This window comes from Pseudomonas sp. A-B-19 (assembly GCF_019947515.1).
Lineage (GTDB): Bacteria > Pseudomonadota > Gammaproteobacteria > Pseudomonadales > Pseudomonadaceae > Aquipseudomonas.
On sequence record NZ_JAGYGN010000025.1, the window covers coordinates 37,889 to 62,486 of the forward strand.

Here is a 24,598-nt window from a genome sequence, read left to right on the forward strand (position 1 = left end):
GGCGAACTCCTGAAGCGTTGGAAAGTAATCAGCCGAAGGTGAAGGCGTAAGCCGACGCACCCGGATCAAGAAACTCGATACTGAAGGTCCGGTCGGTCACGCCGTCGCTCTGGCGCACCAGTTGATACAAACGCTGGTCGGTCACGGTGCCGCTGCCGTCGGGGGCCACGTCCATGCCGTGGTCGGCGCCCGGCGCCTTGCCATCGATCAGCACCTTGAAGCGCACCGGCTTGCCATCGGCGCCAGGGCCGAGCACCAGATGCAAATCACGGGCGTGGAAGCGATAGACGATGCGGCTGGCCGGTGCGCTGGCGGTGGCCCGCTCCGGGCCGACATGCCATTGTCCGCCCAGACTCCAGTCGTTGAGGGCCAGTTGCGCCGGCGGGTTGTAGGCCGCGACCTTGTCCGGCACCAGTGCGGTTTGCGGCACGAAGTGCTCGGCACGCTGGTAGCCGACATAGGTTTCCGGCGACTGCACTTCATTGTTGTTCGGGGCCATTTGCACGCCATCGGCCTTGGCGTTGATCAGGCCGTCCGCAACCTTGGCTGCACCCGCCTCTCGCAGCAATTGCTGGATGACGCGCTCCGACTCGGCGTATTTTCCTTCGCCGAAGTGGTGATAACGAATGCGCCCCTGGGCGTCGGCAAAGTAATGTGCTGGCCAGTATTCGTTGTTGAAGGCGCGCCAGATCTTGAACTCGTTGTCGATGGCCACCGGGTAGGTGATGCCCAGATCCTTCATGGCTTTGGTGACGTTGCTGACGTCGCGCTCGAAGGCAAACTCCGGCGCATGCACGCCGATCACCACCAGGCCCTGATCGCGATACTTCTCGGCCCAGGCTTTCACATAGGGCAGCGAGCGCAGGCAGTTGATGCAGGAGTAGGTCCAGAAATCCACCAGCACGACCTTGCCTTTCAAGGCCTGGGCATCGAGGGGTGGCGAGTTGAGCCATTGCACGGCGCCCTCCAGCGACGGCAGGTTGCCTTCGACCGGCAAGGTGCCCGGGGATTTTTCGGCCACTTGCACCGTACCCTCGGAGGTCGTGTTCGGCGCAGCGCTATTACGCGGTAACTTGCCGCTCAGTTTTTCCACCAGCGCTTGCTCGATTGTGCCGGTCGACGCTGTGGAAAACCGCGCCAGAACCCCCGTATCCAGGCCCAGGGCAATCGCCGCCACACCGGCCAGCATCGCCGCGCCAAGGCCGCGACGCAGCCATTCGCCCGCGCCAATGGAGCGCTTCATCGCGGTGAAGACTTTGCCGCCCAGCAACAAGGCCAGCGCGAGGGAAGTGGCGGCACCGGCGGCATACGCCAGCAGCAAAAAGGTGGTTTGAATGCTGGCACCTTGCAGCGCCGCACCGGTCAGCAGCAAACCGAGGATCGGCCCGGCGCAGGGCGCCCATAGCAGGCCGGTGGCCACACCGATCAGCAACGAAGCACCGGGACGTGGCCGCGCATCGGCGCCTGCCGCCTCCGACAAACGACCGCCCGCCGCCACCAATGGCCGGGTCAGGCGTTCGGCCAAATGCGGCAGCAACAGCGTCAGCCCGAACAGCCCGACGAACACCAGCGCCAGCCAGCGCCCGTACTGATTGAGCTGTACCACCCAGCCACCGCCTACCGCCGCCAACGTGGCGACCAGCGCGAAGGTCAGCGCCATCCCCACCAGCAGCGGCAATCCGCTCTTGACGAAGGGTTGTCCGGTGCGGGCGAAGACAAACGGCAACACCGGCAGAATGCACGGGCTGACAATCGTCAGCACACCACCGAGATAAGCGAGGACCAGCAGCCACATGGCGATTACCTGCAAAAAGTAAGAGAAAGGGAATCACGCCGTTTTCGGCACGAACTTCATCGCCAGGCCGTTCATGCAGTAACGCAGGCCGGTGGGTTTCGGGCCGTCGTCGAAGACATGGCCCAGATGCCCGCCACAACGCCGGCAGTGAACTTCCTCGCGGACCATGCCGAACGCACGGTCCTGGCGGGTCGCCACCGCCTTGTCCAGGGGCGCCCAGAAACTCGGCCAACCGGTGCGGCTGTCGAACTTGGTCGCCGAGGAAAACAGCGGCAGCTCGCAACCGGCACAGACGAAAGTGCCGTCGCGATGCTCGTTGTTCAGCGGGCTGCTGTAGGCCCGTTCGGTGCCCTCTTCGCGAAGGATGTCGTACTGTTCGTCAGTCAGGATCGCGTGCCATTCACTGTCGCTGTGGGTCACTTCGAATACCTCTGCGGCGCTGGCCTCACTGACCAATGCCGCGCCTGTGGAAAACTTCGGCAACAGGCCGATCGCCAGGGCCGTCATCCCCAGCCCGCCACTCGCTACAAGAAATTGCCGTCGTGAAAACATGCTCGTCTCCAAAAATCCAGGGGTGTTTCATGGAACACAGCCTAGGCTTTGGGTGATCGCAAAATCCTCACGGGAAGTTAAACAATTCGTGATAACTCAGACCCCGAAAAACCCGCACAATGCATAACGCCGATTTTGAACAATACATTCCTGTGGGAGCGAGCTTGCTCGCGATGACGATTGCACAGCCAGCATCGTCGTTGACAGACATTGCGCCATCGCGAGCAAGCTCGCTCCCACAGTTTTTGCACCTTGACCGAGCGGCAATGCGTCTATTGCACCGAAGGATTGAGCTGGATGGAACAGACCAAACGCGTCCTGGTGGTCGAGGACGATATGCATATCGCCGACCTGATCTGCCTGCATCTGCGTGATGAGCAGTTCGAGGTGGTGCACAGCGCCGATGGCAACGAAGGCATGCGCCTGCTGCAACAGGGCAACTGGGACGCACTGGTCCTGGACCTGATGCTGCCCGGTGTCGACGGCCTGGAAATCTGCCGCCGCGCCCGCGCCATGGCCCGCTACACGCCGATCATCATCACCAGTGCGCGCTCCAGCGAAGTGCACCGGATTCTCGGCCTGGAACTGGGTGCCGACGACTACCTGGCCAAGCCCTTTTCCATGCTGGAACTGGTGGCCCGGGTCAAGGCGCTGCTGCGCCGGGTCGATGCCATGGCGCGCAACCTGAAGATGGACGCCGGCAGCCTGCTCACCGACGGCCTGGCCATCGACCCGATCACCCGGGAAGTGTCCCTCGATGGCCGTCGCCTGGACCTCACGCCCCGGGAATTCGACTTGCTGTATTTCTTCGCCCGCCAGCCCGGCAAGGTGTTTTCGCGCATGGACCTGCTCAATGCCGTGTGGGGCTACAGCCACGAAGGCTACGAGCACACGGTCAACACCCACATCAACCGCCTGCGCGCCAAGATCGAGGCCGACCCGGCGCAACCGGTGCGCATCCTCACGGTCTGGGGCCGCGGTTACAAATTCGCCACCGGCGAGGAGTCGCAGCCATGAGGCTGACCCTGACGCAGCGCCTGTCCCTGGTGTTCGCCGTGCTGTTGCTGGTGTGCTGCGGCACGTCGGCGTGGTTGCAGGTGCGCTCCAACCAGATGCATGAGCAGGAGGTGGTGCAAGGCTTGTCCAGGGATCTGGCGCAGCACATCGCCAGTGACACGGTGCTCATGGACACCCAGGGTCTGATGCCCAATGCCGTGCGCGACCTGTTCAGCAAACTGATGCAGGTCAACCCCAGCGTCGAGGTGTACCTGCTCGACTCCGCCGGCAAGATTGTCGGCAGCGCCGCGCCCGAGGGCCGGATCCGTCGTGAAAGGGTCGACCTGGCGCCGATCCAGCGCCTGTTGCGGGGCGATGCCCTGCCGATTCTCGGCGACGATCCGCGCAGCATCGATGCGCGCAAGGTGTTCAGCGCGGCACCGCTGAAGGTTGATGGCAAGCCGGCCGGTTATCTCTACGTGGTGCTGCTCGGCGAGGATCACGACCGCCTGGCCGAACGCGGTGCGACCAGCGCGGCGCTCAACACAGCGCTGTTGTCCATCGGGCTGGTGGCGCTGCTGTGCCTGATCGCCGGTCTCACCGCGTTTGCCCTGATCACCCGGCCGTTGCGCCGCCTGACCGAAACCGTCAGCCAGTTCGACATCGATGGCGTGCCGGTCACTCCGGCCCTGCCCGTTACGGTGGAAAAAGCCGCCAGCCACGATGAAATCGCCGTGCTCGATGCCGCGTTCCGGCAGATGCAGGCCCGCCTGGGCGAACAATGGCGTTCGTTGACCCGTCAGGATCAGGAGCGCCGCGAACTGGTGGCGAACATCTCCCACGACTTGCGCACGCCGCTGGCCTCGTTGCACGGTTATCTGGAAACCCTGTCGCTCAAGGATGCGACCCTGTCCCCTGCCGACCGCCGTCGCTATCTGGGCATCGCGCTGGACCAGAGCCGCAAGGTCGGCGGTCTGGCACAGTCGCTGCTGGAACTGGTGCGCCTGGAGCATGGCTTCGTGCAGCCGGTGCTGGAACGTTTTTCCCTGACCGACCTGGCCCAGGACATCTTCCAGAAATTCGAACTCACCGCCGAAGCGCGCAAGGTTGAACTCAAGGCCACGTTCGCGCCGAATGCCTCGGCGGCCTGTGCTGATCTGGGCTTGATCGAGCGGGTGCTGACCAACCTGTTCGACAACGCCCTGCGCCATACCCCGCCGGGGGGCGAGGTCGAACTGGGCCTGCGCCCGCAAGGCTCGTTCATCGAAGTCACGGTCAGCGATACCGGCCCCGGCATCGCCCCGGAACTGCGCGAAGGGTTGTTCCTGCGGCCGTTCAATATCGGCGGCGCACGGCGTGATGGCGGGCTGGGGCTGCGGATCGTGCATCGCATCCTGCAATTGCACGGGCGCGAGATTCAGTTGATCGATGTGCCTGGGCGCGGGGCGACGTTCCGGTTTTCGTTGCCGATCGATGAGGACACGGCGAATGCGCTGGCGGCTCGGTCGATGAACCTGAACACGCCGCGGCAGGCCTGACGGACCGAGGCGCCTGCATCGCGAGCAAGCTCGCTCCCACAGGGTAAGTGGGTGTACGCAAGATCTGTGAACAACCAAAAACACTGTGGGAGCAAAAACATGACCAGCCGCCCGTTGATCCGTGACAACGCCGCCCCGGTCCAATAGATTAGGCGACCTGAAAAAGCCCCCGGGCTTTCTCGCCCCTATTCAAGTTCAAAGAAGTAGTGAAATTTCAATGTCCGATTCCAACACCGCTGAATCCGTAGTCACCCTGTCGTCCAAAGCGGAATACGAAAACTCCATCAATCTTTCACAGCACGTGCCACAGGCAAAAACCATCAGCGAGATGGTGCTGGACGCTTTCCAGTCCACCCGCGAAAGCGACCAGATCCGCGAACTGCGTGCCGCGATCCGCCAAGCCCACGACAGCTTCGACGATGACAAAGCCTACGAACTGATGGGCCAGCTCAAGCAACTCAAGGACGCCGAGGCCGCCGACATCGCCGCCCTCGAGGACCTGAGCAGCAAATTCCCGATCAGCCGCATCCTGTCCAGCTTCAAGGATGACCCGGCGTTCCAGGAGATCGTCTACGGCCTGGCCCTGAAAGTGCTGAACCAGACCCACCAGGCCATCAGCAACCCGAGCGGCGGCAAGAGTAAAGCCGCCAAGGCCAAGAAAGAAGTCGAAGTGTTCACCATCAGCAAGGACGGCATCAGCGTCACCTTGCCGTTGCGTACCCCGCGTTCGCGCCTGAACGTCGACCGCGAAGCCCTGGAGTTCCTCGGTTTCACCTTCGTGGGCGAAGGCGAAGAAGCGGAACTGGACAGCGAGACCTTCCTGGACAACAACGGCGCCGAGCAAGCGGTCAACCGCAAGAACATCATCACCGCCCTGCAGCAGCAGACTGCGTTCGACGGTTACTCCATCGCCGCACAGTAAGGCGACCTCCCACATTTGTGGTGAGAGGACTGCCTGTGGCGAGCGAGCTTGCTCGCGCTTGAGTGCGCAGCACTCACAAAAAATCGGCAATTACTGTCAGATTTTCAGGGCCGCTACGCAGCCCAGCGCGAGCAAGCTCGCTCGCCACAGATCCGTCACGCAATACCTTTAAGTATGTAACACCTAAAGCCCCGCCATCAGTGCGGGGCTTTTTATTGCCCGTGATTCGGGCAAATCCGCGATTACTCTTCCAGTATCGACGCAGAACACCACTTCCCTTCACCCATGAGCACCACGGGTCCGCCTGCGGGGAGCGTCAACTCACTTTCCAGCCCAGACCTCAGTGGTGCAACTGCCGAGGTCATCATGAACACGCTCCCCTTATATCGCCAGTTGGCCAACCACTACCTGGACGCCATCCGCAGCGGCACCCTGAAAACCGGTGAACGCCTGCCCTCGATCCGGCTGATGATGGAAAAACACGCCGTCAGCCTGTCGACCGCCGTGCAGGTCTGCCGGGAACTGGAAGACTGCGGCGTGCTGGAAGCCCGACCGCGCTCCGGCAACTACATTCGTCAGCCCGACACCCAGCCCAGGCCCGCCCCGATTGCCCTGGCGCCAGCGCTGGATACCCGCGCGTTTGTTGGCATTCATGAACAGGTCTGCGCGGTACTCAAAGCCAGTCAGCGCGCGACGATCAAGGTCAACTTCGCCAGCGCCTACTGCGCACCCGAGCTGTATCCGCTCAAGACCTTGCAAGACAACATGATCAAGTCGCTGCGCTACAACACCGGCCTGATCGGTACCGCGGGCTCAACCTGCGGCAACAGTGCATTGCGCAACATCCTGGCCCGACGGGCACTGGCCAGCAGGACCCACCTGGCTCCCGAGCGGATCGTGATCACCAACGGCGCCACCGAAGCGATCAACCTGGCCCTGCGCACGGTCACCCGCCCCGGCGACACCGTGGCCGTGGAGTCGCCGACGTTCTACGGTCTGCTGCAAATTCTCGAAAGCCTGAACCTGCGGGTGCTGGAAGTCCCGGCCTCGGCCCACACCGGGCTCAATCTGCAGGCCCTGCAACGGCTGCTGCAAGGCCCCGAACGGATCAAGGCATTGATCGTCATTCCCAACCTGCAAAACCCGTTGGGCAGCATCATGCCCGACGCCAACAAGGCACGGCTGGTGAAACTGTGCGCCGAGCACGACACGGTGCTGATCGAGGACGACACCTACGGCGATCTGGTGGACACCGAGCAGCCGCTGTCCACGCTCAAACATTGGGATAGCACCGACAACGTGATCTATTGCGCCTCGCTGAACAAAACCCTGGCACCGGGCATGCGTCTGGGCTGGATCAGCGCCGGCAAATGGCATGACCGCGTGGAGATGCTCAAGCATGCGCAGTCGCGGGGGTGCGAGGTGTTATCGCAATTGGCGGTCAGCGAATTCATGCGTACACCGTCCTACGAACGTTACCTGCGGCGGTTGAGGAAAACCCTGACCCAACAACGTCAACAGATGAGCGAGGCGATTATTCGCTACTTCCCCCTCGGCACCCATGTGACCAACCCCCAGGGCGGCACGTTGTTATGGGTTGAACTGCCTCGCCGGTATTCTTCCATCGCGCTTTTTCATGATGCGTTGAACGTCGGCATCCAGATTTCGCCTGGGGATATCTTTTCCAATGCCAGGCGTTTCGATCATTTCGTGCGCATTGGCTGCGGGGCGCCGTATTCGCCACGGATTGATGAGGCGCTGCAGACGCTGGGGCGGATCCTGAAAAATCAGGGTTGACACAACCTCTGTAGGAGCGGGCTTGCCCGCGAAAGCGGTATATCAGGCACATCAATGTTGGAGCTACTGCCGCTTTCGCTGGCAAGCCAGCTCCTACAAGATTGGTGGTCTTCAGATTGGATTCTGGTGCAGGCAAATGATATGCGGGTCGTCATTCCAGTGCGGGAAACGCTCGGCGATCAGCGGGTCGTGTCCAGGAATGACATGGTCTTCGCTGTCGGCCAGGCGATCGATCTCGGTGAAGGCTTCGAGGGTTTGCGCCAGGTCATCGAGAATCGGAAACGGGCTGCGCTCACGAATGTTGACCCACAGGTGCGCGGCATCCGAGGCCAGAACGATCCAACCGCGCTCTGTATTCACCCGCACCACCTGACTGCCCGGCGTATGTCCGCCCACCGGGTGCAGCGTCACGCCGGGCACTACCTCGACAACACCGTTGTGCAAACGCATCCGCCCTTCAAAAAGCGGCGGCAGCGCCGACATCACATCCTCGACCTCGTAGGTTTTGTTCACCGTGCGATGGACCATTTTCGGCCCGGTGCAGAAACGCAGCTCCGCTTCCTGCAAATGCACGGTCGCCTTCGGAAACAGCCCGAGGTTGCCGGCATGATCCCAGTGCAAATGGGTCAGGATCAGGTGCTCGACCTGCGCCGGGTCGATGTCCAGTTGCCACAGGGATTCTTCCGGCAGGCGATACATCTGGCGATTGCGCCGCTGCGCCGTGGCCGGTTGAAAACAGGTGTCGACCACGATCACCTGCTGCTCGTTGCGGATAACCCAGAAGTAATAATCCAGCGGCATCGGCGCATTCGGATCACCGCAGCAGGCATCGTAGAGAAAGTTCTCTTTGGCAGTGCGTTGGGCGTTGGCGCCGACACGGATAGCGAACACTTCGTACACGGGAACAGACATACACACCTCCGGATTCAGGCCGCTGCAGTGGTTTTGAGGGTCGGACGGAAGTCGAAATCGATCTGCTCGCTGATACCCAGGTCTTGAGCCAACTTATGCAGGCCACTGTAGTCACGCATGATGGTCGCGTTCTTGTTGCTCTCGCGGGTGTCAGTAATGATCAGCGCTGCCTCCTCGACCCCAAGCTGCGTCAGAATCGCCTCCCACATGGAGTAGTCCTGAGCGATAAAAGCACTCAGCGCCACCGACAGGTTACGTGCGAAAAATTCCCGCTGGATAGGCTGCATGTTCGCGTACATGACCTTGGCCACTTCGGCCAGCACCTTGCTATGGGCATACTCGTCACGGTTGTGCAGCTCGGCCACCCTGCGGTTTTGCGGCTGGATGCTCTGGTCGTCCGCCAGCAGATCCAGATAGGCGTTGACGCTGATTTCGGCCACCACCGCAAAAGTGATCGCCGCCAGATCCCGCTGCCATTGCTCGGGCAGTGCTTCACGCTGGGCTTTCAGGCGCAGGTAAGTGACGGAGGGCGGCAAGTCCAGATCCTGATCCAGCGCCCGGTCGAGTTTCGTCCGTTCGATGGCGCGCAGGTGCATCAGCGTGTGGTAGTGCTCGTCGATCAGGGTCTGTTGCATGGCCTCGCGAAAATGCCAGTCATCCTTGCCCAGGTACTGATTGGCGATGACGCTGAGTGCGGGGTTGACCACATGCTCCTCGGCGGTGACGGTGCGCAGGTTGTAGCCGATCCAGCCCCAGGTCACCACGCGGCTCTTGAGTTCGTCGCTCAAGGCCTGGAACTTCGGATGATGGAAGAACGGCACCATGCACTCCGGGTAATCCGGGCGCGCCGGGTCGAACACTTCTTCGACCCGGCCCCGGTCCGGCGAACACACCGTGGCGCGCTTGGTCCAGGCCTGGTTGAGCCGCACGATCAGTTGATGATCGACCTGGGCGATCTCGATTGCTGTTTGCATGACGCGATACCTGTAAGACGCGTACCCGCCAAGGGGTACGCCAAAAAATTGAAGGTCGACGGAGAAATCAGGCCAGCCAATAGCGGGTCAGGTGGCGCGCCGGGTCAGTGTAACGACTGCGGGCGTGGATCATTCGCCAGTTATCCCAAATCAGCAGGCAACCGTCGGGAATCAGCACCGGAACGTTGTGCTCGACGAAGTACGCTTCGCCGAGCACGGCAAACCTGGCCAGTGGCGAGGTGTTATTGGCAACCAGGGATTGCTGCAGGGCTTGCTTGGACGGGTTCACGTCACCGTAGTGAAACTGGTTGTAGCTGAAGCGGAAAATATCCCCGTCCTCTGTAGGCGTGAGGATGTATTCCTCGACCCGCTGTTGTCCCGGTTCGCCGGGTTTGGCGGTGGCGACAAATTCTACCGGCGTGTCGTCCAGCCACTCACGCAGCTCCGGTTCACTACGCTCCAGAGACTTGAGAAACTTATAGCCGTCCACCAATCCGGTGTGCCCGCCACCGCACGTGGCCTGTTTATGGCAATGCAATGCCAGGTAGCGCGGCGGCGGCCCGTACACCGGCGCTTCAGTGTGCGGGCCGATGCCGTTCATGCTCTGGGAATACGGCAAATCTTCGTAACCCGGCTTGCGGGTAATGGCAAAAGCCGTCTGGCCGTTGAACTGCGGAATGATCGGGCCGAATTCGTACAAGGTGCCTACGACATCATCGGCAAATTCGTCGGGGGTCAGCACAGTCCAGCCCAAAGTCGACAGTTCTTCGTGACGATGGCCGAGCGAAATGCAAGTTTGAGACGCAACAATCCCTTGGTCTGACATGGTGAGATTCCTGGCGGGTTATCCGGCGTTGACGGTGGAGGTGTACGCAGCGATGAAGTCGCGGCAGGCGTCACCCGGTCGATAGTGCTGCGCGTCGATGCTCTGCACCGGGGTGATTTCAGCAGCGGTGCCGGTGAGAAAACACTCGTCGAAGTCGCCAAGCTCCGTAGGCAAAATCGTGCGTTCGACGACCTGGTAGTCCAGCGCTTTGGCCAACTCAATGACGGTCTGCCGGGTAATGCCATTGAGAAAGCAGTCCGGGGTCGGCGTGTGCAAAGTCCGGCCTTTGACGAAAAACACATTGGCGCTGGTGGCTTCGGCAATGTAGCCGCGCCAGTCGAGCATCAGCGCATCGTGGTAGCCCGTGTTCTCGGCGTCGTGCTTGCTCAGTGTGGCGATCTGGTAATGCCCGGAGGCTTTGGCTTCGAACGGGCTGCTGCTCGGTGGCGGGCGACGCCAGCTCGCGGTTTTCAAGCGGATGCCGGACATGCGCGCCGCCGGGTCGAAATAGCTCGGCCACTGCCAGCACGCGATCGCCACGTGCACACGGTTGAAACGCGCCGAGGTGGAAATCATCTCGCTGCCGCGCCAGGCCACCGGGCGCAGATAGCCGTCGACCACCTGGTTGCGTTGCAGCAGTTCATGGCTGGCCGCTTCCAGTTCAGCCAGTGCATAGGGGATGGCAAAGTCCATCAGTTGCGCCGAGCGATACAAGCGCTCGCTGTGTTCGCGCAGCTTGAAGATCCTGCCGTTGTAGACCCGCTCGCCTTCATACACGGTGCTCGCGTAATGCAGGCCATGGGTCAGCACATGCAACTGCGCCCGGGACCACTCGACGAACTCGCCGTCGAGCCAGATAACGCCCTCGCGTTGATCAAACGGGATACTGCTCATATCCATATCTCCCCATTGTTCATGATTTTTCCTACGCCGTTTCCAGCAACACGGGTATCAATTCCGGTACGGCGGTGAGCTCGGTCTGAAAGAAGAATGCACGCTCGCCGAAGGCCGGCTGCAGGTCGTCGAACCAGGTCGCCTGCGGATCGAAGCGCGCGTAGAACGTGCGCAACACCCATTGCGGATTGCGTGCCTGGAGGAACTGCAGGACGAAGACTTTTTCCCCGGCGACGGTCTCGATACCGTTGATCAACACCTTGCCGTAGAAGGTGCTCATGGACGGCCCGCGCACCGTGCGCGCAAGCCCCGACACCGTGCGGTACGCCGCCTGGAAGATCTCGAAGGCCCGGGCCAGCGGCATCGCGAAGTAGTGACTGGGGCCGGTGTCACGCTCGACGAACATGTAATAAGGCACTGCCCCGAGCCGCACCCCTTCGGTCCACAGCGCGGCCCAATCGGCGGGGTTTTCGTTGATGTGGCGGATCACCGGCGCCTGCATGCGCACCGTCGCGCCCGTTGAGCGGATGCGTTCGATGGCCTGACGGGCGACGGCCTGACAGATCTCCACCGGGTGGTTGTAATGGCCCATGATCGACAGGTTTTTCCCCGCCGCGACGATGCGCTGGAACAGCTCCAGCAGCTCGGGCGCATCCTTGTCGCTGACGAAACGCTGTGGCCAGTACGCCACGGATTTGGTGCCGATACGGATGTTCTTCAGGTGTGGCAATTGCAGCAGCGGCTCGATGTAACCGGCCAGCGAACGGGTGTTCATGATCATCGGGTCGCCGCCGGTAATCAGCACGTCGGTCACTTCGGTGTGCACTTTCAGGTAATTGACCAGCTCCCGGGATTCACGGGCGTTGAACTTGAGTTCTTCTTCGCCAATGAACTGCGCCCAGCGGAAACAGAAGGTGCAGTACGCGTGACAAGTCTGCCCGGCACCGGGGAAAAACAGCACAGTCTCGCGGTATTTGTGCTGGATACCCGACAGCACTTTGCCATTGAGGGTGACACCGTTGTGGGTCAACTGCCCGGCCGGATGCGGGTTCATGCGCCGCCAGATCGCCTCGATCCGGCGCTTGATCGCCGCGCTGTCATCCTGCTCGATCAGCTGTTTGAGCGAGGCATATTCCTCAGGCAGCAGCATGTCCTTGTGGGGGAAAGTCATGCGGAAAACCGGATCGTCCGGGATATTGTTCCAGTCGATCAGCGTGCCCAGCACGTATTCGTTGGTGCGAAACGGCATGACCCGGGCCACCACGGTCATGGCCTCCTGCAATGCCGGGGTCAACTTGTCCCACCAGGGCGTGTCGCGAATGGTGCGTGCGTTATAGGGTTTGTAGCGTTCGTGCTCCGACAGTCCTTGCATGGCCGCGCTCCTTATGGTCGTTTACGCGATGGCCGGCGCTTTGCGCTCTATGTCCATCCACGCCCGAACGCTGTCGCGATCCCACTGGCGACGCACATACGCCGCGAGCCGTGCCGGCACCGGATCACCGTTGGCAACCAGGCGGTTGAGCATGATTGCAAGGTCGGTGTCGGCAATGCTCCAGTCACCGAACAGATGCTCGGCGCCCTCTTCCAGCAAATGGCCGGCCACATGGAACAGACGGTCGGTAGCAGCCCGGGCTTCGTCGGACAGCGGCGTGTCCTTCTTGCCGAAATACACCAGATCAAACGGACGCTCTTTGCGCACCACCAGCAGATCGCTGCGCAGCCAGGCCTGCAGTTGACGGGCACGGGCACGCTGCTTGATGTCTTGCGGGTAAATTCTTTTTGAAGCAGGAGCGAGTTCTTCCAGATACTCGGCAATGGCTGAAGATTCCGACAGCGCAAAACCTTCGTGAACTAGCACAGGAATTTTGCACGTCAGCGAAAGATCGCGGTAACTGTCCAGATAGTTTTCACGCGACTTCAAATCCAGCGTTACCAGATCAAAGGAAAGTTGCTTTTCCTTTAAAGCCACAAAAGCCGACATGGCAAAGGCACTGACATAGTCCGCCCCCAGATACAGTTTTAACTTCGTACTTCCCATAGAACACTTCCTTTGCACTAAACACATTAATCCGTTGCATGTGAAGTGATCGTAGTAAGTTGCTTAAGCGCTGAATAGATACAGAAATTATCTATTTCTATCGATACAGAATTCGAAGCATTAAATCGCCAGAGGGCGTTTTTCATGTGCGCAAAAACCAAAAAAGGGAGTCAGCGTATGCGGACTCCCTGGTGTGCAGCAGAAAGGAATTTACAGCGGGCGGGGGATCAGCCCAACGTTGTCGGCATGGTTGGATAGCAATGCCATCTGCGGCATGTTACTGAGGTTGAGCATTGCCAGCGGCTCGGTGGCGCTGGTGTTGACGAAGCCGTGACGGGTCCAGGCCGGTACCAGCAATACATCCCCGGGGCCGACGTTTACCTCGTCTGCATCGCCCAGTGACAAGGTGCCGCTGCCGGACTGGATAACGAACAGATGCCACCAGGCATGGGCATGACCTTCGAGTGTTGAACCCGGCACCAACCATTGCATGGACACCGCCATGCCGGGCGTCAGTTGGCAACCGTCGAGCGTATTATCGTGGGCCAGCGCAATAATATCGACGTCGCTGGCCTCAAGAGTCTGGCGCATATCGCTAAGTTCGGCACCTTTCCACACGCGAGGTTTGGTCGGCTGCCGATCCAGACTCTGGCGAAAATCCTTATATGAAAAAAACGCACCTTGAACGTTATTCATCTTCTGTTTCCAACTTATTCTGCCGAATGGAGTTACCCGACCTTAGGCGAACCCTTCAACAGTGTAAAGCCGGACAACTTTATTTATAACACCGACGGCCGCAACGCCACGATCATATCAACTTCAATCGCCGCATTTTTCGGTAACTGATAAACACCGACTGTAGTGCGTGTATGTTTCCCGGCATCGCCCAGTACGTGACTGAAAACATCCGATGCGCCATTGGCGACTTCACTGAGGTCGACAAAATCTTCCGTGGATCTCACATACACCGTGACCCGAATCAACGATTTGATCTTGTCCAGCGAACCAATGGCATCAACGATCAACGCCAATCCGCGCATCGCGCTGATGCTGGCGGCCGCTTGCGCATCCGCCATGTCGAGGTCCAGTCCGACCCGCCCCGGATAGTGGATTTTGCCGTTCATGCGCGGCACCAGACCGCTGATATACAGTTCATCGTGATGACGTATCAGCGGCGCGTAATGTCCGCCAGCGGTATTCTCGCCGTAGATGTCGTAGTTGAGTTCCCGTGCCAGAGCGATGAAGCGCTCATCACAGGTCATGTGTGCAATCATTTACGTAACCCTCTTGATCAATACTGCAAAAAACATCGATCGCTGCTGCTTGGTCCTCGACTCAGCCCACAGCCCTCGCCGGTGCTGGCAGGCTGGTGATCCCGACCCCTGATTCAATGGCCTCGGCCAGACGCGTCAGGTCCAGGCTGAGGCGTTCGTACTGCTCGTTGAACAACACGATGTGGCCGATGAACGAGAAGTTGTCTTTCACCAGTGCGCTGACCGAATCACCAATGCGCTTGGTCAGCACCGCTTCCACCAGTTCGATGTCCAGCGACCGGGCCAGGGCCTGGATGTCCGGTACGTCCCGCAGGATGCCGCCGGTGTTCGCTCGCAACAGGCGTATGCCGCAGTAACCGCGTGGTACTGGATCATGGTTGGCGATGTAGCCCTCCACGGCCCAGCGGACCCAGCGCTCCCACGGGTCGAAGTCGATGAACGCCTTACGGGCCAGGTCCCAGATGTGCATGCCACCGGGGCGCATGTTGGTTTCCACGGCCGAAGTGCGGTGATTGGCCCTGTGGAAAACTTCGTTGTGCCAGGCTCCGTTGTCCTGCGATACCAGCCCCGCCATGTGTCGGCCGGCGGCCATCAGCCGCGCCTGTGCGTCCGCCGCCAAGGGCGCGGGCACCACTTGCTGGATCTCGGCGCGGTAGGCGCCATCGGTGGTGGTTTTTTCGGTGATCCAGGTACTTCCCGCCACATAGTCCCAGCTGTATTCGCGGGCGTTCTGGATCAGCTCTTCAAGCACGATGCCGCCCTCGCGATAGGGTTTGAGGGCCTGCCATGCCTCGTCGCATTCGGACGGGTGCCGAATGACCCGGCAGCCGCGGCTGGCACCTTCGCAGGCAGGCTTGATGAACGCCTTGCCACCCAGTTCGATCACGCGCTGACGCAGTTCCGGCAGGCTCTCGATCCGGGTGGAAACGATCGGCCGGTAATCCTCGGGTGCCGCAGTGGCAGTCGCTTCGAGTTGGCGGAAAATCTGTTTGTCCAACCCCGCTCGCGCCTCGGCCGGGGTAATGCCGGGCAGGCCGAAATGGCTGGCCAGCGCCGCACCGAGCAGCACGCCGCGATCCGAAAACGGCAGCACGCCGATCAGTTTCCAGCAATCGGCATTCAGGCAACCGAGCACCAGTTCGAGAGAGGCCGGAACGTCTTTCTCGGCCAGTGATGTACTACAAACGTGATCAGCGACCTGATCGTCCTGAGGCTGAATCTGCTCGACCAGCAGGATCAGCCTGGCGTTGTACAGCGACCTGCACAGATCGCGCAGCTTCTGGATATCGTGAACCCGACTGCCGTTGTACCCCACCACTACTACGCACGAAGTCGTACTCATAAACCCCCCGACTTGCAAAGTGAAAACCGAAACGGCGATGACTCAGTCATGCAGCGACGCGATTGACTTACGGTTGAGCCAGTACCAGACCAGAATCCCGCCAGCGCCAATGGCTGCCAGCACCAGCGCGTTGTAGGGAGGCGGCATGACCCGCATGATCAACACGGTCAATCCGGCGCCGACGCCCAAGGACACTTCCTTGACGAACATGTTGTTCTGCTTGACCGAGAAGTAATCGAGGTGACTGAACGCGCACTCGGCAATGGACAGCAGCGCCACCCAGATCAGTGCGCCGACCAGGGTTTCGACGTGGAACGCAGCCGGTGAAGACAGCACCGCAAAACCGCCGACGATGATCCCGATGACCGTCAACACCTTGAAGCGCCCGGTGCTCTCGATCAGTTTCATCACCGGCACTTGCGCGAATACCACCACGGCGCTGTTGAGGATCAGCATCAGGCCGTACCAGGCCGGCAGCTCGCCGGTCTTGAGCAGGATCGCTTGCGGCAGGATCGAGAACACCCCAAACAGCTTGATGCCCATGATGACGCCGGCGATTACCCACGGCAGTTTGTTGCGCCAACCGTTGCCTTCCTGACTGGCAGGGCGTGCCACCGCGGCTTCGGTGGTGAAGGTCGCCCCCATGGCGATGGGCAGGCACAGCAGGACAAAACTGGCGGCGCCGAGAAAAAACATGGTTGGGGTCAATAGCGGCGACAGCAGGATCAGGCCAGCCAACAGGCTGCCCATGTTCATGGCCACGCGGTTATAGGCCGCGCCTTCCTTGGTCTGCGCCGCTTCGCTCTTGATCAGGTAACCGGCAATCGCAATGCCGTAGGCAAACAGCGCCGCGGCAAACATGACGATGCCCTGGTTGCGGGTGACCGCCAGCAGCACCAGGCCCATGGCGGCACACAGCAGTGTGACACTCAAGGAGCGGCGACCGAGTACCAGCAACGTCAGCGGCAGCAGTAACAACAAGGCCCGATACCCCAGGGCCAGAATGCTGTTGGTGGCGGTATCGAGCCAGACATTGGCCTTGCCCAACACCGCGAACAACGCCACGGCCGTGATGATTCGGATGGTGAACAACCGCAGGTTGATCACCGGTTTCGCCACGACGGCGGTCGTTTCTAAACTCATGCAGCACCTCATGAACCTTGGCGACTGAACGACCGGCAACAGGTCGACAATCCGAAAACTTTCCAAAGCGATAGTAAAAAGAGATGCCTGTCTTGGTCAGAGCAAGTTCGTATAGAATCAAACGAACTTTACTGCCGGAGAGACCAGTAAAATGCAGGCTCAGCGAGCAGTGATCGCCGCTATCGAGTTCCAGCCGGGTGTGCCGCTGGTCCAGCAGATCGTCGATCAATTAACGGTGGCGATCAGTCAGGGCGGCCTGCCCCACGGCTCCAGGCTGCCGCCGATTCGCGAACTCTCCGACTTGATGCACGTGGGCAAGTCCACGGTGGTCGACGCCCTGGACCGCTTGCGGGCCAAGGGCCTGGTGGTTTCACGCCAGGGTTCCGGGCACTACGTGCACCGCTCCAGCAGCACACTGCCGGCCAACGCCGGGCCGGACCTGCTCCCGCAAGACACCCTCAGCGTGGTCCGCCGCGCCGTGCTGCTGGACAATGGTGCGCTGCGACCGGGGGCGGGTTTTTTACCGTCCTCGTGGCTGCCTGCCGAAGAATTGCTCAAAGCCGTGCGCGGCACTCTTCGCGCGACAACCTTACGCATGGGTGAATACGGCAACGCCAGCGGTTACCTGCCATTGCGCCAGGCCTTGCGGGTCAAGATGTCGACCTTGGGCATCGAGGCGCCGGTGGAACAGATCATCACCACCGCCAACACCGTACAAGCCATCGACATGCTGATGCGCCTGCTGGTCAAACCCGGCGACACGGTGCTGCTCGACGACCCGTGTTACTTCACGATGCACACCAATCTGGCCTGGCATGGCGCCAAGGTCATCACCATCCGCCGCGACTGCGACGGCATGGACCTGGACGCTTTCGAGCAATTGCTGATCGCCCATCGTCCCGTGCTCTACATGACCAACAATGCCCTGCACAACCCGACCGGGCACTCGTTCACCTCGGCGCAGGTTTACCGCTTGGTGGAGCTGAGCCATCGCTACAATTTCCACATTCTCGAAGACGATTTGTACTGCGACATGCAGCAACGCCGAACGCCGCGCCTGGCCGCGAGCGGGCTGGACAATGTCTCTTACATCTCCGGGTTCTCCAAGACCCTGACCGCCAACAGCCGTGTCAGCTTCGCGGTGCTGTCACCGCTACTGGCGGCGCGGATGGTGACGCTGAAAATGGCCTGCGGCGGCATGACCTCGGAAATGGCCGAGCAGATTATCTGCACCATGCTCAGCGACGGCAGCTACGCCAAACACATGCGCCGCACGGTGGACCGGCTCTACGAGTCGAACAGCCGGGTGGCCGCGTGGCTGAGCGAGGCCGGGTGTTCGGTGTCGTCGTTGCCGGGGGAAGGGTTGTACATCTGGACGCGATTGCCAGAGGGGTTCAAAGCCGAGTGCCTGGCCAGAAAGGGTCTGGAAATCGACCTGGTACTGGCACCGGGAACCTTGCTCAGCAAAGCGGCGGATGCCAATCAGTTTCTCAGGTTCAACGTGGCGCACAGTGATCATGTGCAGGTGCGGGAGCGGTTTTTGCGGTTGCTGGACATGCCATACAAATAACCGACCACCGCCTATCCCCTGTGGGAGCGAGCTTGCTCGCGATGGGGTCGTTACATCCAGCATCAATGTCGCCTGACACTCCGCTATCGCGAGCAAGCTCGCTCCCACAGGGGATCGCGGTGTCCAAACACATCCCGGCCAGCACAAGGCCACGATTGTGCATTCCGATAGCCACACGCTAACTTCGGCCCGTCGCTGCCAATTCAGCGACCGGGCCTGAGAACCCGGGTAATATATCGGCGCCTCAATGTCGAAACACGATTACAGACTTTTTGATCTGACTTCGTGCAATGGCGGCTGTGCGTGGGAGACCTTCGGGTCTGCCGGTTTCTATATTTCCCGGTTCTCAGCCTGCGCATAGCTGCCACCCATTCGCCTGAGAACGAATGCGGCAGCTCCACTGAAATATAGGAGTTGTTCAATGACCAATCCCCAAAACCTCGAAACCATCGGCCTCACCCCCTTCTCCTACCACGCTAACGAACCACTGTTCCGCATCAACCGTGGAGTCCCGATCATTCAGGCCCTCTCCCACGCCTCCGATCTGCTCCACCTCGCCAAACTGCTTGCCTCAGACGCCGCCATGGTCCGCGACGCCGACCGACACGCCTGGGCCTCGCATTTTTTGCAGGACATGAGCAAGGCCATCATCGATGACGTGGTAAAAGTGCTCGACGCACCCTGTAACAACCGCGCGTAAATGAAAAAGCCCCGCGATTCTTTTGAATGCGGGGCTTTTACGATGCAGGCCGTTACAGCGTTTGGACCATACGATGCGACCTCTTCGCTGCAACCAGCGTTCAGGAAAACATGGCACGTTGTTCAGCTTCGTAATGCCGGGTCTGGAAAGGCATGAGGGCTTGGGCTTTCAGGCCGAGGCCCTCACTTAACCCCCAAGAGACAGCGAGTTCATCACGGCGTCGACGCAATGGCGTGACAGCTTGTAGCGTCACGGCTTGCACGCAAGTCGAATGAACAAAAAGCTCGAGGACATTGAGAGTTTCCGACACCCGGAGATCGGATAAGCAAGTAAATCGAGTGAATCGCTCGAGCAGATAGCCAGCACGCCGAACCTCAACTTCGTCAGAATGACGATTCAAAAAAACGCTTATCTCGCTTTCAAGATTTGAATCCGAGTACCAGACAGCTTTGGCGGCGCTCACCAAGGCAGCGTCATCTGCTTGATTCAAAGGTCTTTTTACCAGCGTGTCCAAGGCGGATGAGAGGACGTGGCCGCTATGGGGCTTCGTCATCTGTGCTCTCCAGATAATCATGCAAAATATTCGTGAGGACGGAGATTGGTGACTCCTTGTTGCCAACATATACATCAATCGCCTGCAATGCCAGTCGACGAAACTCGGTAGTCAGGATGAAACCAGCCCTGAGAAGTGCCTTGATATCACCAATGTCCTGATCGGTCGCTCTGCCGAGCTTGGAAATGGCAATGTCGACAGGTGCCGCGATATGAACGTGCAGCGGGGACTCAACCGGGAACTCTGTAAAGGGAAGGCTCCGTTCCCAATAGTCCTCATGAATTGGGCCAAAACTGGTGTTGTATTGCAGGTCGTAGTTCAGCTCCATCAAACGACCGGATCGCTCATCAACAAACTGTTCGGGTATCTCTGCGAGCATTGTTTGTAAGTGAAGACCTTCGGGAACATTAGCCTCGTAAATTTCTGCATCGACGTCGGTGGAAACCCGATGATGGGTATAAAGGTGAACCGCGCAGCCACCGAACAGGATAATTTTGACCGCCCCGGGTCCTGCGTTCTCAAGCTCCAGTTCCGCTTCGACAGATTTGAACATTGAAATCAAAGCCTGCCCCAACGCTGTACTCGTATTAACACGCGGGGGGATTACCTCTGGCAGTTCCATCGTAGATCCTCTGGGATGCTTGTAATAACGGCATCCCGAGGCTAGATAGGCAACTTCCGACCCTCAACCTGAAAAACTCGTGGGAAAGTTCAGGCAAATCCGTAGGCATTTTTGCCGGTTAGGTCGCCCTATCGTAAGCGAGCTTGCTCGCGATGGCGGCAACACGGTCCAGCAGAATACGCCCAAACAAAAGCCCCGCTCTTCTCTCGAAGGCGGGGCTTTTCTCTACAGCATCCGACGCTTAAGGCGCGTACGTCAGCAGCAACTCGCTCGGCACTTTGAAGTCCAGGGACATCATCACGCTTAACGCGGTAATGGTGAAGATCGAGAACACGAACAGCTTGCGTGCCCAGACCGTGTCATCCACTGCCTTGTAGCCGGTCCAGGCCATGTACAGCCAGTACATGCCCATGGCCGCGGCAACGGCGAGGTAGCTCATGCCGGCGTAGCCGCTGAAGGTCAGCATCAAGGTCGCCACGAGGAAGGCCAGGATGTAGATCAGGATGTGCTTCTTGGCCACCTGGATGCCACGCTTCACTGGCAACACCGGAATCGATGCGGCCAGGTAATCGTTGAAGCGGAAGATCGCGATGGCGTAGGAATGCGGCATCTGCCACAGGCTGAACATCACCAGCAGGGTCAGTGCGGCCATGTCGAAGGTGTTGCTGACGGCGACGTAGCCAATCACCGGCGGCATGGCGCCCGACAGACTGCCCACCAGCGTGCCGTGAACCGACTTGCGCTTGAGGTACAGGCTGTAGAAGCCGACATAGATCACGAAGCCGATGACCGCGAACAACGCGGCCAACGGGTTGGCCACCTTGTACAACAGCGCAACGCCGGCGACACCCAGGACGGTCGCATAAGCCAGAGCCAGTTTCAGGGAGATCAGGCCCTGGACCAGCACCCGGTTCTTGGTGCGTTCCATCTTCAGGTCGATGTCGCGGTCGATGCAGTTGTTGAACACGCAACCGGAGGCAACCACCAGGGACGTGCCGATCATGGCGGCCAGGAAGATGGCCAGATCGACATGCCCTTTGGAGGCCAGGAAAAATCCGCCTGCCACAGAAAGCACGTTACCGAAAATGATCCCCGGTTTGGTGATTTGGATAAAGTGCTTGAGGGACATGCGGACTTACCTCACTTCGCCATCATGAACGTGTGGATGCTGAACATGATCCACAACGACAGGCCAACCAGCAGGACGATCACGATCGCGGCGAAGACAAACGCAATCACGTTGTTACGCTGCGCGGCCGAACGGTCCAGGTGCAGGAAGTACACCAGGTGCACCAGCACCTGGATGACTGCGAACGCGACGACGATCATCAGGGTGATCGACTTCGGCAGCGTCGGGTACATCACCAGGCCGAACGGAATCAGGGTCAGGATCACCGACAGGATGAAACCGATGCCGTAGGACTTGACGCTGCCGTGACCGGCGTCGTGGCTGTCATGGCCATTTTGGGAATGAGCTGCGTTAGCCATTTACATAGTCCCCATCAGATAAACAACGGTGAATACGCAGATCCACACGACGTCCAGGAAGTGCCAGAACAGGCTCAGGCAGCTCAGACGGGTCTTGTTGGTCGCCGTCAGGCCGTTTTTCTGCACCTGATACATCATGATCGCCATCCAGATCAGACCGCTGGTCACGTGCAGACCGTGGGTGCCGACCAGGGTGAAGAACCCGGACAGGAAGCCGCTGCGGCTAGGGCCGTAGCCTTCGGAGATCAGCATGTGGAACTCGTTGATCTCCATGCCGATGAAGCCGGCACCGAACATGAAGGTCAGGGCCAGCCAGCCCAGGACCTGCTTCTTGTTGCCACGGAAGAACGCCAGCATGGCGAAGCCGTAGGTGATCGAACTGAACAGCAGCAGAGCGGTTTCGCCCAGTACGTATGGCAGCTCGAAGATGTCGTGGCCCGACGGGCCACCCGCTACGTTGTTAACCAGTACCGCGTACGCCGCGAAGATCGACGCAAACAGAATGCAGTCGGTCATCAGGTAGAGCCAGAAACCGTATACGGTCATCTCGCCCGAGTCGTGGTGATGGTCATCATGCCCATGTCCATCGACATGGGTGTGTCCAGCATTGGTCACTAAGTTCGACATGGTTTAAGCCTGTTCCAACGAGGTTTCAACACGGGTGGCGGTGGCTGGAACTTTCCCGGCCGCTACCAGACGCTTGTGCTGCTCGGCTTCGATGCGCTCGATCACGTCGACCGGCACCATATAGCCTTGATCATCACGGGCCGCGTGGATCACGAAGTAGATCACGGTGCCGGCCAGGCCAGCGATCGCCAGCCACCAGATGTGCCAGATCATCGCGAAACCGAACACGGTCAACAGTGCGCCCATGACCACACCGGTGGCGGTGTTGTTTGGCATGTGGATCGGCTCGTACCTGGCCGGGGCCTTGTACGCGGTGCCGTTTTCCTTGGCTTCGGTGAACGGGTCGACAACGTCGGCTTTCGGCAGCACGGCGAAGTTGTAGAACGGAGGTGGCGACGAGGTCGACCATTCCAGGGTGTGTGCATTCCACGGGTCGCCGTGTTCGCACATGTTTTCCGGCTTGTTGCGGTCACGCACGCTGACGTACAGCTGGATCAGCTGGCAAGCGATACCCACGGCGATCATCACCGCACCGAACATGGCGACGTACAGGTACGGCACCCACTCAGGGTTGGTGGTGGCGTTCAGACGACGGGTCATGCCCATGAAGCCCAGTACATAGAGCGGCATGAACGCGACGAAGAAGCCGGTGATCCAGAACCAGAACGCGGCCTTGCCCCAACCTTCGTGCAGCTTGAAGCCGAACGCTTTAGGGAAGTAGAAACCAAAGCCTGCGATGTAGCCGAATACCGCACCGCCGATGATCACGTTATGGAAGTGCGCGATCACGAACAGACTGTTGTGCAGAACGAAGTCGGCACCCGGGATGGCCAGCAGTACGCCGGTCATGCCGCCGATGGCGAAGGTCACCATGAAGCCCAGGGTCCACATCACCTGGCTGGTGAAGCGCAGACGGCCCTGGTAGATGGTGAACAGCCAGTTGAACAGCTTCACACCCGTCGGGACGGAGATCAGCATCGTCGCCAGACCGAAGAAGGCGTTGACGCTGGCACCCGAACCCATGGTGAAGAAGTGGTGCAGCCAAACCATGAAGCCCAGGATCGAGATCGCGCCCGATGCGTAGACCATCGAGTGGTGGCCGAACAGTTTCTTGCCGGTGAAGGTCGAGATGACTTCGGAGAAGATACCGAACGCTGGCAGGATCAGGATGTACACCTCAGGGTGACCCCATGCCCAGAACAGGTTCACGTACATCATTGGATTACCACCAAGTTCATTGGTGAAAATGTGGAAATCCATGTAACGGTCAAGCGTCAGCAGTGCCAGGGTAGCGGTCAGGATCGGGAACGAAGCCACGATCAGGACGTTGGCCCAGGTGCAGGTCCAGGTGAAGATCGGCATGTCCATCATCTTCATGCCAGGGGTACGCATTTTCAGCACGGTGGCCAGGAAGTTGACCCCCGTCAGCGTTGTCCCCAGGCCCGATAGCTGTAGCGCCCAGATGTAGTAATCCATCCCCACGCCAGGGCTGTATTGCAGGCCCGACAGCGGCGGATAGGCAACCCAGCCGGTCTTGGCGAACTCGCCGACGCCCAGGGACAGGTTGATCAGCACTACGCCGGAAACCAGCAGCCAGAAGCTCAGGGAGTTCAGGAACGGGTAGGCAACGTCACGCGCGCCGATCTGCAGGGGCACTGCAAGGTTCATCAGGCCGGTGAAGAATGGCATCGCCATGAAGATGATCATGATCACACCGTGAGCGGTGAAGATCTGGTCATAGTGTTCAGGTGGCAGGTAGCCAGGCGAACCCTCGGTGGCCATGGCCAACTGGGTACGCATCATGATGGCGTCGGCAAAGCCGCGCAGCAGCATGACCATGGCGACGACGATGTACATCACGCCGATTTTCTTGTGGTCGACCGACGTCAGCCACTCGGTCCACAGGTAGGTCCACTTCTTGAAGTAGGTGATTGCGGCGAACAACGCCAGACCACCGAGCGCGATCATGGAGATGGTCACCATGACGATCGGCTCGTGGAACGGGATCGCTTCCCAACTTAATTTACCAAACATC

At 59.8% G+C, this 24,598-nt stretch carries 24 protein-coding genes; 6 read left to right on the top strand and 18 right to left on the bottom strand.

Features of this window, described 5'->3' with window-relative positions; all coding sequences use genetic code 11:
- Positions 1 to 28: 28 nt before the first annotated feature.
- Positions 29 to 1,795 (bottom strand): cytochrome c biogenesis protein DipZ, encoded by a 1,767-nt coding sequence (locus tag KGA81_RS23365; protein WP_223548899.1) that lies wholly within the window; start codon positions 1,793 to 1,795, stop codon positions 29 to 31.
- 33 nt (positions 1,796 to 1,828) lie between these two features.
- Positions 1,829 to 2,347: a peptide-methionine (R)-S-oxide reductase MsrB gene (msrB, locus tag KGA81_RS23370; protein ID WP_223548901.1), complete on the bottom strand. Its 519-nt coding sequence runs from the start codon at positions 2,345 to 2,347 to the stop codon at positions 1,829 to 1,831.
- Between the two features lie 297 nt (positions 2,348 to 2,644).
- Here msrB and KGA81_RS23375 point away from each other — a divergent pair, with 297 nt between their 5' ends.
- From KGA81_RS23375 to KGA81_RS23390, 4 genes are all read left to right on the top strand, one after another.
- Positions 2,645 to 3,364, top strand: coding sequence for a response regulator transcription factor (locus tag KGA81_RS23375; protein WP_115948054.1), 720 nt, complete (start codon positions 2,645 to 2,647; stop codon positions 3,362 to 3,364).
- Complete coding sequence (locus KGA81_RS23380; RefSeq protein ID WP_223548903.1) at positions 3,361 to 4,881, top strand: sensor histidine kinase; 1,521 nt, start codon at positions 3,361 to 3,363, stop codon at positions 4,879 to 4,881. Before KGA81_RS23375 ends, KGA81_RS23380 begins: the two co-directional genes overlap by 4 nt.
- Before the next feature lie 217 nt (positions 4,882 to 5,098).
- Positions 5,099 to 5,803, top strand: a complete 705-nt coding sequence (locus tag KGA81_RS23385; protein ID WP_223548905.1) for a hypothetical protein — start codon at positions 5,099 to 5,101, stop codon at positions 5,801 to 5,803.
- Positions 5,804 to 6,169: 366 nt separating this feature from the next.
- Positions 6,170 to 7,600: a PLP-dependent aminotransferase family protein gene (locus KGA81_RS23390; protein ID WP_223548908.1), complete on the top strand. Its 1,431-nt coding sequence runs from the start codon at positions 6,170 to 6,172 to the stop codon at positions 7,598 to 7,600.
- 111 nt (positions 7,601 to 7,711) lie between these two features.
- Here the strand turns inward: KGA81_RS23390 and KGA81_RS23395 are convergent, their stop codons facing one another.
- From KGA81_RS23395 to KGA81_RS23440, 10 genes are all read right to left on the bottom strand, one after another.
- Complete coding sequence (locus KGA81_RS23395; RefSeq protein ID WP_223548911.1) at positions 7,712 to 8,512, bottom strand: N-acyl homoserine lactonase family protein; 801 nt, start codon at positions 8,510 to 8,512, stop codon at positions 7,712 to 7,714.
- Between the two features lie 14 nt (positions 8,513 to 8,526).
- Positions 8,527 to 9,486, bottom strand: coding sequence for a diiron oxygenase (locus KGA81_RS23400; RefSeq protein WP_223548913.1), 960 nt, complete (start codon positions 9,484 to 9,486; stop codon positions 8,527 to 8,529).
- A gap of 67 nt (positions 9,487 to 9,553) precedes the next feature.
- Positions 9,554 to 10,312, bottom strand: a complete 759-nt coding sequence (locus KGA81_RS23405) for a TauD/TfdA family dioxygenase (protein ID WP_223548916.1) — start codon at positions 10,310 to 10,312, stop codon at positions 9,554 to 9,556.
- Between the two features lie 18 nt (positions 10,313 to 10,330).
- Positions 10,331 to 11,206 carry a branched-chain amino acid aminotransferase gene (locus KGA81_RS23410; RefSeq protein ID WP_223548919.1) on the bottom strand — a complete coding sequence of 292 codons (876 nt, stop codon included), beginning with the start codon at positions 11,204 to 11,206 and terminating at the stop codon, positions 10,331 to 10,333.
- 31 nt (positions 11,207 to 11,237) lie between these two features.
- Entirely contained in the window at positions 11,238 to 12,578 is a 1,341-nt protein-coding gene (locus KGA81_RS23415) for a KamA family radical SAM protein (RefSeq protein WP_223548921.1), read from the bottom strand.
- Positions 12,579 to 12,599: 21 nt separating this feature from the next.
- Entirely contained in the window at positions 12,600 to 13,244 is a 645-nt protein-coding gene (gene yfcF / locus KGA81_RS23420; RefSeq protein WP_223548923.1) for a glutathione transferase, read from the bottom strand.
- A gap of 210 nt (positions 13,245 to 13,454) precedes the next feature.
- Positions 13,455 to 13,940, bottom strand: coding sequence for a cupin domain-containing protein (locus tag KGA81_RS23425; protein WP_223548925.1), 486 nt, complete (start codon positions 13,938 to 13,940; stop codon positions 13,455 to 13,457).
- An 83-nt stretch (positions 13,941 to 14,023) separates the two neighbouring features.
- Complete coding sequence (locus tag KGA81_RS23430; protein ID WP_223548928.1) at positions 14,024 to 14,518, bottom strand: RidA family protein; 495 nt, start codon at positions 14,516 to 14,518, stop codon at positions 14,024 to 14,026.
- Between the two features lie 61 nt (positions 14,519 to 14,579).
- Positions 14,580 to 15,860, bottom strand: coding sequence for an acetyl-CoA carboxylase biotin carboxylase subunit family protein (locus tag KGA81_RS23435; RefSeq protein WP_223548930.1), 1,281 nt, complete (start codon positions 15,858 to 15,860; stop codon positions 14,580 to 14,582).
- 42 nt (positions 15,861 to 15,902) lie between these two features.
- Positions 15,903 to 17,003, bottom strand: a complete 1,101-nt coding sequence (locus tag KGA81_RS23440) for a hypothetical protein (protein ID WP_223548933.1) — start codon at positions 17,001 to 17,003, stop codon at positions 15,903 to 15,905.
- A gap of 151 nt (positions 17,004 to 17,154) precedes the next feature.
- Here KGA81_RS23440 and KGA81_RS23445 point away from each other — a divergent pair, with 151 nt between their 5' ends.
- The gene (locus tag KGA81_RS23445) at positions 17,155 to 18,573 is read left to right on the top strand and encodes a PLP-dependent aminotransferase family protein (RefSeq protein WP_223548935.1); all 1,419 of its coding nucleotides are present in this window, start codon (positions 17,155 to 17,157) and stop codon (positions 18,571 to 18,573) included.
- A gap of 421 nt (positions 18,574 to 18,994) precedes the next feature.
- Positions 18,995 to 19,273, top strand: coding sequence for a DUF3077 domain-containing protein (locus KGA81_RS23450; protein ID WP_223548937.1), 279 nt, complete (start codon positions 18,995 to 18,997; stop codon positions 19,271 to 19,273).
- 100 nt (positions 19,274 to 19,373) lie between these two features.
- Here the strand turns inward: KGA81_RS23450 and KGA81_RS23455 are convergent, their stop codons facing one another.
- From KGA81_RS23455 to cyoB, 6 genes are all read right to left on the bottom strand, one after another.
- Positions 19,374 to 19,826 carry a hypothetical protein gene (locus tag KGA81_RS23455; protein WP_223548940.1) on the bottom strand — a complete coding sequence of 151 codons (453 nt, stop codon included), beginning with the start codon at positions 19,824 to 19,826 and terminating at the stop codon, positions 19,374 to 19,376.
- Entirely contained in the window at positions 19,810 to 20,448 is a 639-nt protein-coding gene (locus KGA81_RS23460; RefSeq protein WP_223548942.1) for a DUF6036 family nucleotidyltransferase, read from the bottom strand. Before KGA81_RS23460 ends, KGA81_RS23455 begins: the two co-directional genes overlap by 17 nt.
- Positions 20,449 to 20,689: 241 nt before the next feature.
- Entirely contained in the window at positions 20,690 to 21,577 is an 888-nt protein-coding gene (gene cyoE, locus KGA81_RS23465) for a heme o synthase (protein ID WP_223548944.1), read from the bottom strand.
- Between the two features lie 11 nt (positions 21,578 to 21,588).
- The gene (gene cyoD / locus KGA81_RS23470) at positions 21,589 to 21,936 is read right to left on the bottom strand and encodes a cytochrome o ubiquinol oxidase subunit IV (RefSeq protein WP_223459110.1); all 348 of its coding nucleotides are present in this window, start codon (positions 21,934 to 21,936) and stop codon (positions 21,589 to 21,591) included.
- On the bottom strand, positions 21,937 to 22,563 hold the full coding sequence (locus tag KGA81_RS23475) for a cytochrome o ubiquinol oxidase subunit III (protein WP_108218274.1): 627 nt from the start codon (positions 22,561 to 22,563) through the stop codon (positions 21,937 to 21,939).
- 3 nt (positions 22,564 to 22,566) lie between these two features.
- Positions 22,567 to 24,597, bottom strand: a complete 2,031-nt coding sequence (cyoB, locus tag KGA81_RS23480) for a cytochrome o ubiquinol oxidase subunit I (RefSeq protein WP_223548946.1) — start codon at positions 24,595 to 24,597, stop codon at positions 22,567 to 22,569.
- Position 24,598 lies beyond the last annotated feature (1 nt).

Bases quoted from the DNA above. Each gene is read 5' to 3' on its own strand.
- KGA81_RS23365 (WP_223548899.1), bottom strand. From the start codon at position 1,795: ATGTGGCTGCTGGTCCTCGCTTATCTCGGTGGTGTGCTGACGATTGTC.
- msrB (WP_223548901.1), bottom strand. From the start codon at position 2,347: ATGTTTTCACGACGGCAATTTCTTGTAGCGAGTGGCGGGCTGGGGATG.
- KGA81_RS23375 (WP_115948054.1), top strand. From the start codon at position 2,645: ATGGAACAGACCAAACGCGTCCTGGTGGTCGAGGACGATATGCATATC.
- KGA81_RS23380 (WP_223548903.1), top strand. From the start codon at position 3,361: ATGAGGCTGACCCTGACGCAGCGCCTGTCCCTGGTGTTCGCCGTGCTG.
- KGA81_RS23385 (WP_223548905.1), top strand. From the start codon at position 5,099: ATGTCCGATTCCAACACCGCTGAATCCGTAGTCACCCTGTCGTCCAAA.
- KGA81_RS23390 (WP_223548908.1), top strand. From the start codon at position 6,170: ATGAACACGCTCCCCTTATATCGCCAGTTGGCCAACCACTACCTGGAC.
- KGA81_RS23395 (WP_223548911.1), bottom strand. From the start codon at position 8,512: ATGTCTGTTCCCGTGTACGAAGTGTTCGCTATCCGTGTCGGCGCCAAC.
- KGA81_RS23400 (WP_223548913.1), bottom strand. From the start codon at position 9,486: ATGCAAACAGCAATCGAGATCGCCCAGGTCGATCATCAACTGATCGTG.
- KGA81_RS23405 (WP_223548916.1), bottom strand. From the start codon at position 10,312: ATGTCAGACCAAGGGATTGTTGCGTCTCAAACTTGCATTTCGCTCGGC.
- KGA81_RS23410 (WP_223548919.1), bottom strand. From the start codon at position 11,206: ATGAGCAGTATCCCGTTTGATCAACGCGAGGGCGTTATCTGGCTCGAC.
- KGA81_RS23415 (WP_223548921.1), bottom strand. From the start codon at position 12,578: ATGCAAGGACTGTCGGAGCACGAACGCTACAAACCCTATAACGCACGC.
- yfcF (WP_223548923.1), bottom strand. From the start codon at position 13,244: ATGGGAAGTACGAAGTTAAAACTGTATCTGGGGGCGGACTATGTCAGT.
- KGA81_RS23425 (WP_223548925.1), bottom strand. From the start codon at position 13,940: ATGAATAACGTTCAAGGTGCGTTTTTTTCATATAAGGATTTTCGCCAG.
- KGA81_RS23430 (WP_223548928.1), bottom strand. From the start codon at position 14,518: ATGATTGCACACATGACCTGTGATGAGCGCTTCATCGCTCTGGCACGG.
- KGA81_RS23435 (WP_223548930.1), bottom strand. From the start codon at position 15,860: ATGAGTACGACTTCGTGCGTAGTAGTGGTGGGGTACAACGGCAGTCGG.
- KGA81_RS23440 (WP_223548933.1), bottom strand. From the start codon at position 17,003: ATGAGTTTAGAAACGACCGCCGTCGTGGCGAAACCGGTGATCAACCTG.
- KGA81_RS23445 (WP_223548935.1), top strand. From the start codon at position 17,155: ATGCAGGCTCAGCGAGCAGTGATCGCCGCTATCGAGTTCCAGCCGGGT.
- KGA81_RS23450 (WP_223548937.1), top strand. From the start codon at position 18,995: ATGACCAATCCCCAAAACCTCGAAACCATCGGCCTCACCCCCTTCTCC.
- KGA81_RS23455 (WP_223548940.1), bottom strand. From the start codon at position 19,826: ATGACGAAGCCCCATAGCGGCCACGTCCTCTCATCCGCCTTGGACACG.
- KGA81_RS23460 (WP_223548942.1), bottom strand. From the start codon at position 20,448: ATGGAACTGCCAGAGGTAATCCCCCCGCGTGTTAATACGAGTACAGCG.
- cyoE (WP_223548944.1), bottom strand. From the start codon at position 21,577: ATGTCCCTCAAGCACTTTATCCAAATCACCAAACCGGGGATCATTTTC.
- cyoD (WP_223459110.1), bottom strand. From the start codon at position 21,936: ATGGCTAACGCAGCTCATTCCCAAAATGGCCATGACAGCCACGACGCC.
- KGA81_RS23475 (WP_108218274.1), bottom strand. From the start codon at position 22,563: ATGTCGAACTTAGTGACCAATGCTGGACACACCCATGTCGATGGACAT.
- cyoB (WP_223548946.1), bottom strand. From the start codon at position 24,597: ATGTTTGGTAAATTAAGTTGGGAAGCGATCCCGTTCCACGAGCCGATC.